The organism is Streptomyces sp. NPDC002104 (assembly GCF_053593795.1).
The window spans coordinates 151,043-167,000 of record NZ_JBSFDF010000003.1 but is presented as its reverse complement, the minus strand read 5'-3'; the positions used below and the strand labels follow the sequence as shown (position 1 = coordinate 167,000).

13 protein-coding genes are annotated in these 15,958 nt (G+C 72.9%); 6 read left to right on the top strand and 7 right to left on the bottom strand.

Annotated features, from left to right (window positions below):
• Positions 1 to 2: 2 nt before the first annotated feature.
• Genes ACWCP2_RS04430 through ACWCP2_RS04420 form a run of 3 tightly spaced genes read right to left on the bottom strand, consistent with a single transcriptional unit; the run spans position 3 to position 3,028 of the window.
• Positions 3 to 1,253, bottom strand: coding sequence for a YcaO-like family protein (locus ACWCP2_RS04430; protein WP_450907074.1), 1,251 nt, complete (start codon positions 1,251 to 1,253; stop codon positions 3 to 5).
• A 19-nt stretch (positions 1,254 to 1,272) separates the two neighbouring features.
• Positions 1,273 to 2,082 (bottom strand): ABC transporter permease, encoded by an 810-nt coding sequence (locus ACWCP2_RS04425; protein ID WP_450907073.1) that lies wholly within the window; start codon positions 2,080 to 2,082, stop codon positions 1,273 to 1,275.
• A 4-nt stretch (positions 2,083 to 2,086) separates the two neighbouring features.
• Complete coding sequence (locus ACWCP2_RS04420) at positions 2,087 to 3,028, bottom strand: ABC transporter ATP-binding protein (RefSeq protein ID WP_450907072.1); 942 nt, start codon at positions 3,026 to 3,028, stop codon at positions 2,087 to 2,089.
• A gap of 344 nt (positions 3,029 to 3,372) precedes the next feature.
• Here ACWCP2_RS04420 and ACWCP2_RS04415 point away from each other — a divergent pair, with 344 nt between their 5' ends.
• The 6 genes from ACWCP2_RS04415 (at position 3,373) to ACWCP2_RS04390 (ending at position 10,706) form a co-directional block, all read left to right on the top strand.
• The gene (locus ACWCP2_RS04415; protein ID WP_450907071.1) at positions 3,373 to 4,206 is read left to right on the top strand and encodes a hypothetical protein; all 834 of its coding nucleotides are present in this window, start codon (positions 3,373 to 3,375) and stop codon (positions 4,204 to 4,206) included.
• A gap of 44 nt (positions 4,207 to 4,250) precedes the next feature.
• On the top strand, positions 4,251 to 4,724 hold the full coding sequence (locus ACWCP2_RS04410; RefSeq protein WP_450907070.1) for an aroma-sacti cluster domain-containing protein: 474 nt from the start codon (positions 4,251 to 4,253) through the stop codon (positions 4,722 to 4,724).
• Between the two features lie 7 nt (positions 4,725 to 4,731).
• On the top strand, positions 4,732 to 7,791 hold the full coding sequence (locus ACWCP2_RS04405) for an AAA family ATPase (protein WP_450907069.1): 3,060 nt from the start codon (positions 4,732 to 4,734) through the stop codon (positions 7,789 to 7,791).
• Positions 7,782 to 8,651, top strand: a complete 870-nt coding sequence (locus tag ACWCP2_RS04400) for a S8 family serine peptidase (RefSeq protein ID WP_450907068.1) — start codon at positions 7,782 to 7,784, stop codon at positions 8,649 to 8,651. The genes ACWCP2_RS04405 and ACWCP2_RS04400 overlap by 10 nt, the downstream gene beginning before the upstream one ends.
• Positions 8,648 to 9,286 carry a GAF domain-containing protein gene (locus ACWCP2_RS04395; protein ID WP_450907067.1) on the top strand — a complete coding sequence of 213 codons (639 nt, stop codon included), beginning with the start codon at positions 8,648 to 8,650 and terminating at the stop codon, positions 9,284 to 9,286. Before ACWCP2_RS04400 ends, ACWCP2_RS04395 begins: the two co-directional genes overlap by 4 nt.
• Before the next feature lie 115 nt (positions 9,287 to 9,401).
• The gene (locus ACWCP2_RS04390) at positions 9,402 to 10,706 is read left to right on the top strand and encodes a helix-turn-helix domain-containing protein (protein WP_450907066.1); all 1,305 of its coding nucleotides are present in this window, start codon (positions 9,402 to 9,404) and stop codon (positions 10,704 to 10,706) included.
• Positions 10,707 to 10,733: 27 nt separating this feature from the next.
• On the opposite strand, the gene ACWCP2_RS04385 is transcribed toward ACWCP2_RS04390, so the two are convergent.
• Genes ACWCP2_RS04385 through stsB form a run of 4 tightly spaced genes read right to left on the bottom strand, consistent with a single transcriptional unit; the run spans position 10,734 to position 15,934 of the window.
• Positions 10,734 to 12,599, bottom strand: a complete 1,866-nt coding sequence (locus ACWCP2_RS04385; protein WP_450907065.1) for a S9 family peptidase — start codon at positions 12,597 to 12,599, stop codon at positions 10,734 to 10,736.
• A complete protein-coding gene (locus ACWCP2_RS04380) occupies positions 12,596 to 14,140 on the bottom strand; it encodes an NAD(P)/FAD-dependent oxidoreductase (RefSeq protein ID WP_450907064.1) in 1,545 nt (514 codons plus the stop codon). Before ACWCP2_RS04380 ends, ACWCP2_RS04385 begins: the two co-directional genes overlap by 4 nt.
• Positions 14,137 to 14,454, bottom strand: a complete 318-nt coding sequence (locus ACWCP2_RS04375; protein ID WP_450907063.1) for a PqqD family protein — start codon at positions 14,452 to 14,454, stop codon at positions 14,137 to 14,139. Before ACWCP2_RS04375 ends, ACWCP2_RS04380 begins: the two co-directional genes overlap by 4 nt.
• The gene (gene stsB, locus ACWCP2_RS04370; protein WP_450907062.1) at positions 14,435 to 15,934 is read right to left on the bottom strand and encodes a StsB family radical SAM/SPASM domain sactipeptide maturase; all 1,500 of its coding nucleotides are present in this window, start codon (positions 15,932 to 15,934) and stop codon (positions 14,435 to 14,437) included. Before stsB ends, ACWCP2_RS04375 begins: the two co-directional genes overlap by 20 nt.
• Positions 15,935 to 15,958 lie beyond the last annotated feature (24 nt).

Sequence of the window (15,958 nt, the reverse complement as noted above, 5' to 3'; positions counted from 1 at the left end):
GGCTACAGCACCTCCGGGCATACGCGGCTCCCCGGAGCCACGACCTTGACGACGGGGACCCCGATCTCCTCGCGCGTCAGGTCGACGAGGAGGGGCGGGTGGGAGAAGGCGGCGGCCGCCCGGCGCACCGCGTGCGCGAGGGCCCCGGCCAGACTGTCGTGCGGGACGGGATCCTCCACGAGGCCCCTGATGTCGGCCGCCGCCGGACCCGAGCGTGCGCTGCGCAGCCGGTCGGCGTCCACGGGCCCGAAGTCCTCCCGGAGGTCGTCGCGCGCCCCCGAGATGTACGCGAGCCGGGCCTGGGCCGCTTCGGAGACGGCCCGGGTGAGGGCGATCTCGGGGCTCAGGTGGCAGCCGAAGCCGAACATCGGCGCCGGGTACTCCTCGTCGGCGACCCAGGAGAGGAAGCACGGCAGGCCGGTGGGCGAGGGGACCAGGCGGACCTCCAGGGTGACGCCGGCCCGTTCGATCAGCGTGCACAGCTCGTCGGCCACCGATGACCCGAGGGAGCGCGGGTCGACGCGTACGCCCATCTCCCCGCCCGCGGTGACCGCGGCCGTCATCGCGTCGCGCTCGATGACCTCGCAGAGCGCGTGCAGGGCGGCTTCGATCCGGGTGTTCCCGCCGGCCAGGCCGTTCGTCGACTCGAAGAACACCGGCGGGTTCCAGTCGGTGTGCTCCTCCAGCGTGAGCCGGACGACGTTCACGGGCACGAGGGTGCGCGCCCCGTCGACCAGGGATCTGGCCGCCACCCAGTCCAGCGGCAGCCCGTCGTGGAGCAGGTTCGGCGCGGAGGGCGCCAGTGCGGCCACGTCGTAACCGAGTTGGGTACGGAGCGTGCGGGGCGGGGCGGTCAGCGCGGGCAGGGCCGGCTGTTCGACGTGCCAGGTCTCCACCGACTCCATCACCGCGGAGAGGCGGGCCAGTTCGGGGGTCATCCCCTTGCCCTGGGAGACGGCGAGCGTCCTGGAGAGCGGCCGGACGGCCTGGAAGGTCGGGATGCCGATGGAGTCGAGCCGGGTGATGTCGGCGACCCGGGTGACGCCCACCTTGGCCGCCGCCCGTGCCGCCATCTCCCACGTGGCCTTGGGCGGTTGGGCGCGGTCGGTGCCCGGGAGGCGGTGCACGGAGCGGTCCTGGGGCGTGGCGAGCCAGGCCAGGGGCGCATCACCGGTCTGCGCGGTGTCGTCGGTCTGCACGGTGTCGGCGGCCTGCACGCGGTCGGTGGCCTGCGCGGTGTCGTCGGTCTGCACGGTGGGGAGCTCCTGCGGGTCAGAGGTTCCGGGTGCGCCGCAACAGCGCCCGGCCGGCGACGAAGTTGGCGACGATCGCGACGACGGCGAGCACCACCAGGGAGGGCCAGGCCTTGCCCAGGCCGAAGATCGCGGCGTCGCGCATCCCGGTGACGGCGTAGGACACCGGGTTCACGGTCGAGATCCACCGCAGCACGGTCGGGAGCTGCTGCGAGGTGGACAGCGAGGGCGCGGCGAAGACCAGGACGGGCACCGACACACTGGTGAGCACCATGAAGGTGCGGTAGTCGCTGATGAGGACGGCCGCCGCGAGGTACAGCCCGTTGAACGCCACCGACGAGAGCACCAGCGCCAGCAGCAGCCAGATCCAGTGGGACGCGTGGAAGGGGTAGTCGAAGATGACCGCGGCGACGGCCAGGGCCAGCAGGCTCTGGGCCAGTACGAGCGAGACCCCGGCCAGGAGTTTGCCGGCCAGGAAGCGCGACCGGCGCAGCGGCCAGCTCCAGAGCTGGGTGGACACCCCGCTCATCTCCTCCTGGAACATCGCCATGCCCGTGGTTCCGGAGGCGCTGACCACCGACATGGACAGCACCATGGGGAGGAGGAACACGGCGAAGGGGAGGGTTTCGCCGCGGTAGGTGATGTTCCCGACGACGTTGCCCAGCGAGGTGTTCACCAGGAGCAGGTACACGAGCATGGGGGTCAGACCGAGGATGAGGTTGACCCTGTTGCGCGCGAGGAGCGCGTACTCGCGGTAGAACACGGCGGTGAAGTCGGCCGGTTTGCCCGAGGCGACGGGTGCGGTGGTCTTGAATCCGAGGTCGGCCACGGTGTCAGCCCTCGTTCCCGGTCATGCGCAGGAAGACCTGCTCCAGCGAGTCGGTGACGGTGGAGATTCCGGAGATCGCGACGCCGGAGTCGTGGCAGTGCTGGGACAGGTGCGGCAGTACGTCCCGGACCTGTGCGTTCTCGATGCGCACCTCGGCGTCCTGGACCGTGGCGGTCAGTCCTGCCGTGACCGCCCACTCCTTGACGACCTTGGCGCCGACCGCGTCGTCGACGCTGACCAGCAGGTGGGCGCCGCCGAACTCCCGGACCAGTTCGCTCGGCTGGGCGAAGCGGACCACCTTGCCCTGGTTGATGACCAGGACCCGCTGCGCGTTGCGCTCCAGCTCCTGGATGATGTGGCTGGTCCAGATCACGGTCATGCCGTACTCCTCGCGGAGCCACCGCACGAAGCGCTCGATCTGGTGCCGTCCGGCCACGTCCAGACCGGCCGACGGCTCGTCGAGGATGAGCAGTTCGGGGATGGTCAGCAGGGCACGTACGAGCTGCAGCCGCTGGCGCTGTCCGCCGGAGAGCTGGAAGACGAGCCGGGACAGGTGGTCCGCCAGGCCGAGGTACTCGGCCACCTCCATCGCCCAGGGGCGGGTGGTGCGCCACGACAGGCCCTTGAAGCGGGTGGCGATCAGCAGGTTGTCCAGGGCCGAGAGCATCTCGTCGTAGGGGGCGGACTGGTGCATCGCGCCGATGCCCGTCTTGGCGGCGACCGGGTCGCGGGCCGGGTCCACGCCGAACACCCGGATCCGCCCGGTGGTGGGAGGGGTGACGCCGCAGATCATCTTCATCAGGGTGGTCTTTCCGGCACCGTTGGGTCCCAGCAGCCCGATGGTCTCGCCTTTGGCGATGTCGAATGAAATACGGTCGACTGCCGACGTTTCTTTTCCGCGATAACGCTTGGTCAGTTCCTCGGCGTTCACCACACCATGTGCCACGGTCCGCCCTCCAGAATGTGATCGATGTTCCTCTTGGTGTTTCTCCGGTCGGTGTTTCTCCGGTGGCCGATCAGGCTTGCTGCGGCTGGACGTTACGCCCGCGGGACCGCACGGGAGCGGCCACGGCCCAAGCTGCCTCGGAGCTGCCTCCGTTCTGCCTCCTGCCGCGCTGAACCGTTGGCTAGCATGCGCAGATGAGCCGTTCGGAACAGACGGAAGACCGTGACGGCAGATCCGTTGTGGTTCTGGTGAATTGCGCGGGCGGCCGTGAATTGGAGGTCGTACGGGATGCTTTGACGGGCCCTCTGGAAACTCCGGCTCTATTGATCCGGCAGGACGAACTCATGTCGACGGCGATGTCTCTGGACGTGGACACCGGTCTGCTGGACGTCGGCGGGCGCCGGGTCAGACCGGCCGTGGTGTGGGTGCGGCACGGTTCGGCCTGCGCGCTGATGGCGCAGGCGAGGCCCGCCGGTTCGGTGAATCCGCTGCGGGCGGAGTCCTGGTCCGGGTTCCTGCGGCAGGTGGCGGACACGGCGGACACGGCACTGCCCGGCGGCACGGTCGTCGGGCCGGGCCAGCTGGCGCGGGCGCGCGCTCTGGGCGTGCGCACGCCCCGTACTGTCGTCACCAACGACGTGCCGGCGGGGGCGCGCCAGGTGGGGGCGCCCACCCTCGTGGTGAAGACTCCGGACTTCCGGCTGTTCGAGCCGGACCGGCTGGGCTGGAAGGCCTGCCTGCCCTCGGTCGCGGGCCGGGAGGCGGTGGAACGGGGCTCGGGAACGGCCCCGGGCGGCCGGGGAGGGCGCCCGGTCGTGGTCCAGGAGTACGTGCCGCACCAGCGCGAGCTGCGCGTCTACCAACTCGACGGCGGAATCTGCGCCTTCGAGGTTCGAAAGCCCGATCCGTCGAGCCCGATGACGGATCCCGACAGCGTCACCGTGACGCGCGTCGACTGCCCCCGCTCCGCGGCCGAGGCGGTACGCACCCTGTGCGCCGCCTGGAACCTGCGCTACGGGGCGTTCGACCTGCTCGTGTCCGACACCGGGGACGTGGTGTTCCTGGAGGCCAACCCGGACGGGGACTGGCTCTGGTTCGAACGCAAGGCGCGCTGGCACGGCGTCTCGTTCATGGCCGCCGTCATGGTCCGTGAGCTGTTCGTACGCAGTACGTCGTGAGGAGCGCGCCGTGTGGAGTGCGCCGTGAGGAGGCGTCGTGAGGAGTGCGTCGTGAGGAACTCGCGCCGGTGACGGCGTTACGGGGTGCCGAGATCTCCAGCCGGGGCCTGGTGCTCGTGGCCCTGGTGGCGCGGGGTCATACGACCGACCGCGTGGCCCGTGCGCTGCGCCTGAGCAGGCACACCGTGGGCGAGGAGATCAGTGTCCTGCTCGACCGGTTCAACTGCAGGAACAGGGCGGAGCTGGTGGCCTACTGCTACGTCCACCGGCTCCTGCCGATCGATGTCTGGCCGCCGCCGTGCGGCCCCGTGAAAGGGGTGGGTGACGTGTTCGACCCTCTGACCGCTCTGCGCGAGGCCGGGCTTCCGGTCGACCAGTTGAGCACCGCTCAGCGCGAGGTACTGGCGGGCCTGACCGAGGAGGAGACGTCGGTCGTCGTATCGGTCCAGCTGCGGCTGGTCGAGGCGGATTCCGGTGCGGACGCCGAGGTGTGGGCGCACGACCTGAAGCTGCTCTGAGCCCCGCATGAGCCGGAGACTGGTGGTCGTCCTGTTCCTCGATCTGGTCGGGTGGACCCGGCTCGCCGAACGCGTGGACCCGGAGCCGCTGCAACGGCTGCTCGACGAGTACTACGAGATCTGCTCGGTCGCGGTGGAGGAACACGGCGGCGTCGTCGAGAAGTTCATCGGCGACGCCGTCATGGCGGTCTTCGGAGCCGACACCTCCCAGGAGGACGACGCCCCGCGGGCACTGCGCACGGCCACGCGGATCCGCGCCGAGGTCCGCGGCCTGCGCACGCCCGCCACCGGTGCGGCCCCGGTCGAGGTCCACTGCGGAATCGCGGCGGGTGAGGCGCTGGTGACGCGTTCGGCCCGGGCCGGCATCCGGGTCGTCGGCGACGTGGTCAACCTCGCCGCACGCCTCCAGTCCCTGGCCGTGGCCGGGGAGATCATCGTGAACGAGACCGTGGCGCATCTGGCCCGCCCGCACTACACGATGGTCCCGGTGCCGCCCGTGGCGCTGAAGGGCAAGTCCGCACCGGTCCCCGTGCTGGTGGTCACCGGTGAGGCGGCCGCGGACGGGGCCGGCGAGAACTCCCTCATGGTGGACCGCGGCGCCGAACGCCACCGGCTGCGCCGGATCTACCACCGGGTGGCCCGGGACCGGCGCGCGGAACTGGTGACCGTCCTCGGGCCGCCCGGCATCGGCAAGACCCGCCTGGTCCGGGAGGCCGTGGACGACCTCGTGGCGGCCGGGGCGACGCCCGTCGCCGTGTTCGGCAGCTGCCAGGCGTACGGGACCGCCGGGAACTACGGGGCCCTCGTCGAGATGCTGGACGCGCTCACCCGGCGGGCGCCGTCCTGCGCCGAGTTGCTGCGGACGGACGAGCGGATCGCCGGAGTGCTCGCGGCCCTGCGCGACGCCTCCCTCCCCCGGCGGGCCGGTGCCGTCCCGGGCCCGGGCGTGGAGGAGGTGTCCTGGGCGACCCGCGAGCTGCTCACCGCCGCGGCCCGCGACCCGCTCGTCGTGGTGTGGGACAACCTCGCGTGGGCCGGGCAGTCGCTCCTGGGGCTGATCGGCGAGCTGATGGACGGGCTGCGCGAGCTTCCGCTGCTGATGGTCTGCGTGTCCCGGCCGGAGCTCGCCGGGAGGGAACTTCCCTGGTCGCCGCAGGCTCCCGGGGCAGCGCCGGCTCCCGGCCCGCGGGAGGCGGACGTGATCGAGCTCGGAGCGCTGGTCCCGGCCGACAGCGCGCGGCTGGCGTTCTCGCTGGCCGGGCCCGGAAGCGGCGGCGAGGTGGAGCTGCACGGGCTCGACCTCGCCGGGCAGGTGGACCGGGTCGCCCTGTACAGCGCGGGCAATCCGCTGTACATCCGGCTGATGATGGACTGGCTGCGGAACGGCCGGACCGTCGACGAGGTGCCGCCGAGCATCACGGCCATGGTGGGGGCGTTGATCGACCGGCTGCCCGCGCCGGGCCGGCGGCTGCTGGGCGCGGCTTCGGTGATCGGCCCCTCGTTCACCCTGGAGCAGCTCGCGCTGCTGGGCGAGCCGGCTCCGGCGGCGGCGGTCGCGGAACTCGCCGGTCAGCGGCTGTTCCGGGCCACCGCGGAGGAGGGCGGCTACCGCTTCGTCCAGCAGCCCGTGCACGAAGTGGCGTACGGCCGGCTGGAGAAGGAGCAGCGCGTCACCTGGCACCGGCGGCTGGCGGAGCACGGTTTCAGTCCCGGCTTCCATCTGGAGGCCGCCACCCGGCTCCTCGGGGGGCTGCGCCCCGACGATCCGCAGCTGCCCGGGCTGGCCCGGGAGGCGGCCGGGGCCCTGCTGGGCGAGGGAACGGTGGCGCTGCGCCGGCGTGACGTGCCGACGGCGATCGGACTGCTCGAACGGGCGCTCGTCCTGGCGCGGGGCGGGCCCGACCGCTGCCGGTCGGTGGCGGCCGTCCGGCTCAGCGACGCCCTCATGCTGTCCGGGGACACCCGGGGGGCGCTGGAGGTCGTGGAGGAGAGCACGTGGCGCGACACCGGGACCGCCGGCGGGACCGGGACCGGCGCCGCCCCGGACACCGCCCCCGCTCCCGCCCTGGTGCGGGTGCAGCGGCTCCTGCTGGTCGCCCGCCGCGGCAGGGTCTCGGATGCGGACGTGGAGGGGCTGCGGGCCGTACTCGACGGCGAGGAGCCCGACCGGTCGGCCCTGTGCCGGTTCGAGCAGCTGCGGATGCTGATCCACCTGGACCACGGCCGGTTCGGGGAGGCCGAGGAGGCGGTGTCCGCCGCGCTCGCCCACGCCCGGGCCGCCGCCGACGCGTACGAGGAGGACCGGCTGCTGGTGGCCCTGTGCGAGATCCGGCAGTGGTCGCCGAGTCCGATGGCGCAGAAGCTCGCGGGCTGCGCGGAGCTCCTGGAGCGGTTCGCCGCCGACCGTTTCCTGGCCCTGCCCGCGCTGGCCGCCCGCGCCCGCTGCCTGGCGCTGACCGGGGACCGCAGCGGTGCACGGTCGGCGCTGACCGAGGCCGAGTCCGTCGTCGTACAGCTCCGGCTGACGATGGGGCGGGTCCTGGTCGATCAGGTGGCGGCGCTGGCCGCCTCGCTGGACGGTGAGCACGCGGAGGCCGAGCGCCGCTTCGGCCGCGCGGCGGACGCGCTCGAACGGGCCGGCTACGTACCGGTCGCGCTGACCATGCGGGTTCAGGCGGCCCGCGAGTGCGGCCGCCGGGACCGGCCGGAGGAGGCGGCCCGCAGGATCGCCGAACTGCTGGCGCGGCGCGAGGAGATGGACGTCCGGGGCCGGATCCTGTGCCTGACGGCCGCCGTGCTGGGCGCAGCGGCGCGGGGCCGCGCCGAGCCGGTGCGCGCCGAGGTGCCCGCCGAGGTGCTGCGTGCCGAGGTGCTGCGCCTGCTCCGGGACCTCGACGACCCGTGCCTGCGGGGCGAGGTCTGCTTCGACCTGGCCCGGGCCCACCGCCTGCTGGGCGAGGGGACCGAGGCCCGGGCCATGGCCGGGCTGGCGGCCGACAGCTACGCGGCGGTCGGCGCGGTGAAACCGCTGGAGGCGGTACGGGCATGGATGCGGGCATGGAGGTGAACGGCGCGCCCTGGCGGCGCGAGCGGCGGCCGCACGCGTCGGGGATGCCCGCGTGGAGCATGCCGGCCGGCGGGGACCCCGAAGACCCCCTGCCGACGGCCCTGTTCGAAGGGATCGGCCCGCGCTGGGCGTGGGAGGGCGCGAGCGGAGAGGGCGTACGGGTCTGCGTGCTCGACAGCGGCGTCCAGGCCGGGCATCCGCTGGTCGGTACGGTCGAGCGGGCCTGGCAGGTGGTGACCGCCGAGGGCCGGGCTCCGCGCGTGGAGGAGTGCGAGGCGCAGGACGGCGCGGGCCACGGGACCGCCTGCGCGGGGATCATCCGCTCCCTCGCGCCCCGGGTGTCGATCAGTTCGCTCAAGGTGCTCGGCGACGGACGGGCCGGCAGCGCCTCCGCGCTGATCGCCGGGCTGGCCTTCGCGATCGAGGAGGGGTTCGACGTCATCAGCATGAGCCTGTCGACGACCCGGGTCGAATTCCGCGACCGGCTGGCCGAGTTGTGCGACCGCGCCTACTTCCGCCGGACCGCGGTGGTGGCGGCGGCGCACAACCTGCCCCTGGAGAGCTTCCCCTGGAACTTCGCCTCGGTGATCTCCGTCGCCAGCCACGCCGAACCGGACGGCATGCGCTTCTACTACAACGCCGCTCCCCCGGTCGAGTTCCGTGCCCGGGGGGTGCGCGTGCCGGTGGCGAGCCTGGGCGGCGGCACGGTCCGCAACACCGGCAACAGTTTCGCGGCGCCGCACATGGCCGGGATCGCGGCCCTCGTCCTGAGCAAGCATCCGTGGCTCACGCCGTTCCAGCTCAAGAGCGTCCTGTACCACTGCGCCGCGAACGTCCACGCAGAAGGAGAGGGAGAATGAAACCCTGGCCGCACGATCTGATGGCCACCGAACGCCGGCTCCTGCAGTCCGTCGTCACGGTGGCCCGGTACATCTACGGGGCGGCCGCGTCCTCGGTGTTCATGGTGAGCCCCGACACCGGCGAGCTGATCTTCGCGGCGGTGGCGGGAGAGGGCGAACAGGGCCTGGTCGGGCGGCGCTTCGAGCCCGGCACCGGAATCGCCGGCTGGGTGGCGGCCAGCGGACAGCCGCTGATCACGGACGACGTGGGCGCGACGGACCGGTTCGCCCGCGATGCCGCGGCCTCCACCGGATACGTTCCCGCGAGCATCATGGCCGCCCCGCTCATCGCGGACGGGGAGTGCATCGGTGTGATCGAGGTGCTGGACCGCCACGTCCACGGCGAGCACGCTCCCGGGCGGGAACTCGACGACATCGAACTGCTGGGTCTGCTCGCCACGCAGGCCGCCCTGAGCCTCGCGCTGCTGCGGCGCAGCGAGCAGGCCGCGAGCGGCGGGCCGCGCCTGGGAGAGCTGGTGTCCCGGCTGTCCCAGCACGCGGTCGTCGACGCGTCCGACCCCTTGGCCGTCTCCCTGCTGAGCATCTCGCTGGATCTGCTGGACCGGGGTTCGCACCCGGGTTCGAAGGTGGTCTGACGGCCGAAGGAGACGGAGCGCAGACGCGGCGCAGACGCGGCAGCGACGCGGCGGCGACGCGGCGGCGACGCACCGGAGACGCGGCGGGAACGGGTCCCTCCTACCCTCCTGGCCCATGGTCCACCGTGCCGAGGCCGAGGCTCCGTCGTTCCCCGATCTGCTGCGCTCCCAGCGCGTCCGGGCCGGGCTCACCCAGCGGACGCTCGCCGACCTGTCGACGATCAGCCCGCGGACCATCCGCGCCCTGGAGTCGGGCCGGGTGAACGCGCGGATGCAGACCGTCCGGCTGCTCGCCGACGCCCTGGGTCTGGACGGCCTGGCGCGGGAGCTCTTCGTCACCGCGGGCCTGAGCGGCGGCGCGGGGCCCGCTCCGGCCGGGGCCGAGCCCTGCCCGGCGGTGCCCCGGTCCGTCAACGCCCTCCTGGGACGGGACGTCGAGGTCCGGGCGATGGTCGGCGCCCTGGAGTCGGACCACCGCCGGATGGTCTCGATCTCGGGGCTCGCCGGCGTGGGCAAGTCGCGGGTGGCGGCGGAGACGGCGGCCCGGCTCGGCTCCCGGCGCGGCTGGCCGGTGCTGTGGATCGGGTCGGGAACGGTGGCCCCGGCCGCTCAGGGCACGGCCTTCGGCCCCTTGCTGCGCTCCCTGCGCCTGCTCGTCGAGTCGGGCGCCCAGGACGTGTCCGCGGTGTGCCGGCTGATCGGCCGGCACGAGCTGCTGCTCGTGCTCGACGGGGTCGCGGACGCGCGGGACCCGGTCGGCGTGGAGGAGCTGCTGGCGTACTGTCCGGGCATCCGGGTGGTCAGTACGTCACGGGCGCCGTGGAACGCGGCCGGCGTCCAGGGGACGGTGCTCGCGCCGCTGGCCGTCCCCGGTCCGGACGCGGAGGGGACGGGGGCGGGGGCGGGGGCGGGGTCCCCGGACGTCCTGGCCGCCGTTCCGTCGGTGCGGCTGCTCGTGGACCGGCTGTCGGAGGTCCGGCCGGGATTCGTGCTCGGCCGGGCGGACGCGATGGCGGCGGCGCGGCTGTGCCGGACCCTGGACGGCCTGCCGGCCGCGCTGGAAGCGGCGGCCGCGGGCTGCGGGGTACTGAGCCTGCGCCGGCTCGCGGACATGCCGGCGGCCGAGCTGCTCGAACTGCCGGCGGCCCATCGGCCCGTCGGTGCGCCCGGGACGATCGGCTGCCCGATCCGGTCGGGGGTCGACCGGCTGGACCCCGAACCCCGCAAGCTGCTCGGTGAACTGGCCGAGTTCAAGGTGGCGTTGACCGTCTGCGAGGCCGCCGAGGCGTTGCGCCGCCCGATGAGCCGGCTGGTCGACGAACTGGGCGCGCTGACGGGCGGCGGCTTCGTCCGGGCCGCCCACGAGGAGGCGGAGACCCGCCTGCACCTGCCGAACTTGGTGCGGGCGGCCCTCACCTGAGGGGGCCTGAGGGGATACGCGCATGAATCAGCCCAGGTGCTCCGCGAGGAACCGCTCCACGGCGGCGTAGTAGGCCTGCCGGTTGGCGGGCCGGGCCAGCCCGTGCCCCTCGTCGGGGAACAGCAGGTATTCGTAGGGAAGTTGTTTGGCCTCCAGGGCCGCGACGATCTGCTCGGCCTCCGCCCGGGGCACGCGGACGTCGTTGGCGCCCTGGACGATCAGCAGCGGGATGCGGATCTCGTCGACCCGGGACAGCGGGGAACGTTCCCACAGCATGGCCCGCTCCGTCTCCGGGTCCCCCACCTGCGCGTGCATGAAGGAGCGCAGCGCGGTGCGGTAGGGGGCTCCGGCCGCGAGCAGCGTGAGCAGGTTCGACGGGCCGCAGAGATCGATCGCGCAGGTGAACACCTCGGGGGTGAACGCCGCGCCGACCAGGGCCGCGTAACCCCCGTACGAGCAGCCCATAATGGCGATCCGGGCGGGGTCGATGCCGCCGCCCGCGACGAGGTGGTCGACCGCGTCGAGCAGGTCCGTCTGCATCGCGGCGCCCCACTGCTTGGCGCCCAGGTTGCGGAAGTGCTTGCCGTAGCCGGTCGAACCGCGGAAGTTGACCTGGACGCAGGCGTAGCCGCGGTTGGCCAGGAGCTGCGCCTCCTCGTCGAACGCGAAGGTGTGGCGGGCCCAGGGCCCGCCGTGCACGTTCACCACCGCGGGCAGGCCCGTGCGTTCGGCTCCGGGCGGCCAGGTGACGTAGCCATGGACGGTGACACCGTCGCGCGCGGTGAACGCGAAGGGTTCCATCCGGGCCAGCGTGTACGCCTCCAGCTCCCGCTGGTGGCTGAAGAGGTGACGCAGCGTCCCGGCCGGCCGGTCGTAGACGTAGTAGAGGACGGGGCCGGCTCCGGTCACCACCGACACCGTCCACAGCCGGTCGCCCCGGTCGGTGCGGTCCACGTAGATCTCGCCGTCGACCGACAGCAGTGCGAGCTCGCCGCGGATCCGGCCGATGTCCTTGCCGAACTCCTCGTCGAGGAAAACCCGTTCGTCGCGGTCCTTCGCGAACAGCACCGCTTGCGGCCGGCGGCTCACCGGGTCGAACTCGACCTGTTTGACGTCGTACACCGGGTCCTCGGCGAGCAGGGTCCGCCGCCCGGTCGCGAGGTCGACGGCGAACAGGCGGCCGGCGTTGGCTCCGATGGAGGACAGGAGGTGGACGGTGGCGCCGTCGCGCGAGAAGCCGACGACACGCGTCCCCATGGCGTCCTCGTAGGGCACGTCGAGCCAGGGCGGGGCGCCGTCCGGTCCGCCCGGAGCGCCCGGTCCGCCGGGCGGGTCGAGGTACACGGACAGGCCGCCGTCGGGCTTCATCACCGTGCCGCCGCGCACCCGCAGGTCGGTGTCCACGATCCAGCTGAGGTACCCGGGGTTCTCCGCGACCTTCGTGAGCCGGTCCGTGAGCAGGTCCAGGGCGTAGACGTCGTGCAGCCCCGGCCGGTCCTTGTTCAGTGCGATCAGCAGGGTCGTCGGGTGCCACCGGTTGTGGGCCAGCACCCTCGCCTGGACGCCGTCGAAGGGGGTGGCGCAGCGCTCCCGGCCGGTGACCAGGTCGACGAGGTGGACCCGCCAGCTCTCGTCGCCGTCCTGGTCGCGCAGGTGGAAGAGGGTGCGGTCGTCGTGGCACAGCCCGTACGTGCGGATGCCGCGGCCGCGGTCGTGCGTGACGGGCTCCGCCTCCCCGGGGCGGTCGACCGGCGCCGACCACACGTTCAGCACGCCGTCGTCCGGGGCCAGGTAGACGAGCCGGGTCCCGTCCGGGGAGATCTCGGGCACGAGGCGGGACGGGTTGCCGAACAGGACGGAGTGCGGGATCAGCGGTACGGTGCGCGCGGTCACGGTTCCCTTCCCGGGGTGGGTGGTTGGACGCCGCGCTGCGAGAACCACCAGTCGCGCAGACCGGGGAACTGCGCGACCGCCTCGTCGGTGTCGAGCGGCGGGGCCGCGGGGCGGCCGGCGGAGGGTGCGGGGAGGAGGGCCGCCCCGGACGGCACGAGCGTCTGGGCGCGGAACAGCCGGGTCATCAGCACGGGACTGCCGAGCACCGCCCGGGAGACCCTGGCCCGCATCAACTGCCCTGCTGCGGAACGGGTTCCCCGCAGAGACCCTTCCCCGGGTCCCTCCGCGGGCCCTCCGGCGATCCCTTCCGCGGGCCCTCCGGCTGGCCCGTCCGCAGGCCCTCCCGCTGGCCCGTCCGCAGGCCCTCCCTCGGGCCCGTCCGCAGGCCCTCCCGCGGGGCCGGAGCCCTCCGCGACGGCCCGCGCACGGTCCTGTTCGGTCGCCATCCGCCAGGACTCCGAGGCCGTCTCCGCCACCGCGGCCTGGACCGCGGGCAGCACCGAGGGTTCGGCGCCGCGCTCGCTCAGCTCCCGGTCCAGCCGCAGCGCGCCGAGCAGCGCGACGGACATCCCGTGCGAGTAGACGGGGTTGACCGCCGTCAGCGCGTCGCCGATGACCAGGAAGCCTTCGGGCAGGGGCAGCCGTTCGAAGAACCTGCGGCGGTTCGCGGTGGCCCGGAACGGCCGCACCGGGCCCAGGGGTTCGGCCGCGGCGAGCAGGTCCGCCGCGATGGGCGAGCGCAGCGAGCGCGCGCACCGGGTGAATCCCGGCTCGTCCGAAGGCGGTCGGGCCTCGCGCGTGCCGGTCAGCGTGAAGATCCACCGGCCGTCCTCGATGGGGAACAGCGTGGCCCCGTACCCCGGACGGCCGTGCTCCGGCCGCGGGTGCACCATGATGGCCGGGAGGCCGGCGGCGAGGGCGGCGGGCGCCCGGTAGATCCGGGTGGAGTACGCCAGCCCCGGGTCGACCACCTCCTCCTCGACCCGGGGTCCGCCGATCGCGGTCAGCCAGCGTCCGGCCAGGGAACGCCGGCCCGTCGCGTCCACCACGAGATCGGCGCCGAGGGTCTCGCGGGAGCCGTCCTCGTGCGCGACCACGACGCCGGTCACGCGGGACGCGTCCCCGGTGAGTCCCAGGACCCGGGTGCGTTCGCGTACCGTGACCGCCCCGTCGGCCAGGGCCCGCTGCCGGATGACGTGGTCCATCAGCCAGCGGCTGCACGAGACCATGTACGCCCCGGTCTCGTGGCGGCGGAACCAGCCGTCCGCGCTCAGGATCAGCGCTCCGTCCGGCAGGCCCCGGCGGTGCGCGCCGCGGGCGAGGAGCGCCTCCAGGGTGCCGGGGAGCACCGCGTCCAGGGCTTCGGCGCCGGCGGTCACCAGCACGTGGCTGTGGTACGCCTGCGGCAGCTCCGGCCGGATCCCCGGGCCGGCCGGGTACCGGCCGCCCTCGACGACGGTGACCTCGTCGGCGTGCCGGGAGAGCACCTTGGCCACCAGCACCCCCGCGAAGCCTCCGCCGAGGACGACGGCCCTGGTCATGACCGGGCGGCCGGCTCGCTCCGTGGGGACCGCGTGCCGGCCTGCGTCTCCTCGAGGAGGCCCGCTTCGACCATGGTGCTGATGAAGGCGTCCACCTCCGCGCGGATGCGGGCCGTCATCACCGGGTTGTGCCCCCCGAACAGCAGGGACAGGTTCCTGATGACCGTCTCCCGGTCCCCGTCGCTCTCCACGAGCGCCCAGATCTGGGCGGCCGTGGCGTTCAGGGTGCGGAAGTCGCCGGACTCGCTGTGGTAGAGCGAGATGCCGTCCCCGCTCTCCTGCCAGATCACCGCGTCACTGATGTGCAGGGACATCGCCCAGCCTCCTGTTCACCGGCATGATCGGAATCAGTTCGCCCACCTTGATCGCGGGCACGGGCGCCGGCGGGCGGACCCAGGTCTTCCACTGCTCGTGCGCCTCGTGGACCTCGCCGGTGGCGACCAGTCGCGGGACGGTCATCTCCTCGCCGCTCAGGGCGAGTTCGGCGCGGGTCACCCCGGTCTCCTGCCAGAGCTGGGTGGTGACTCCGTGCCGCAGGATCCGGCACAGGTGGCGGCTGTTGCGCCGCAGGTCCCCGGACTCCGACATGTGCGCGGCCCGGCAGCCGCCGCCGCAGCTCGCCTTGATGTAGCACTTCTCGCAGTCGGCGTGGAACTCCCCGCCGTACACGGTGCTCCGGCGCATCGAGGTGAGCACCGTACTGGCGAAGATCTCCGACAGCCGCTGCTTCCTGATGTTTCCGGCGAACTCCCCCTTGCCGGTGACGAGTTTGCACGGGTAGACGTCGCCGAGGGAGTTGACATAGATCTCGTGCCCGCCCATGCCGCAGTTGCCCTTGACCGAGCACGCGGTGACCGGCCTCGGGCCGTCCGGCTTGAGCTTGCCGGCGACCGGCGAGGTCCAGACGAGCTGCTGCACGTCCAGGTGGTCCTGCCACCCGAAGTCGTAGGTGTCGTCGGCGCCCCGGCCCAGGTCGTTGTGGTTCATCAGGCGGACGCTGTGGATCTCGATCCCGTCGAGGAAGGAGGCGAAGTCCTCCAGCTCGTGGATGTTGTCCGAGGTGACGATGTGGTTGATGGCCGGCGCCACCCCGGCCTCGTTGAGGAGCTGGATCGCCCGGTGGGTCTTGGCGAAGGCGCCCTTGCCGCGGGTGCGGTCGTGAGTCTCGGCCGTCCCTCCGTCGAGGCTCACGGTGACGGCGTCGAAGAGCTCGGCGAACCGCCGGGCCTTCTCCGCGGTCCGGATCATCGTCGCGTTGGTGATGACATTGGCCTTCAGGCCGCTGTTCTTGGCGTGCTCGACGATCTGGAACAGGTCCTTGCGGAGCATCGGCTCGCCGCCGGTGAAGATGATCGTCCCGGCGCCGAAGTCGGCGATCTGCGAGACCAGGTCCAGGGACTCGGCGGTGTCGAGCTCGCCCGGAAGGCACTTCTCCGAGGAGGCGTAGCAGTAGGGGCAGCGCAGGTTGCAGCCGTCGGTGATGGCGTAGTACGCGACGCCCAGGGGCGGTTCGCTCAGCTTGACCTTGGGCTTGTTGCCGTTGAAGTACACGATCCAGCTCAGGATGAGCTTGGCGAGGACGCGTTCCGTCTCCTCGTTCTGCTCCAGCGCCGGCTCCTCCCCGCGGGCCCGGGCGGCCGCCAGGGTCTCGAGGACCCGAAACTCACGTCCGGAGAGGACGCGCCGGGCGGCCACCTCCGGGTTGACCACGAGGTGGTCCTCACCGTGCACGAAGTACGTCAGGTCGTTGGGCACCTCGAACAACGACAGGTTCCGAACCAGGTTTCCGCGCATCCCGCCTCCTCTCTGGACTGGCAC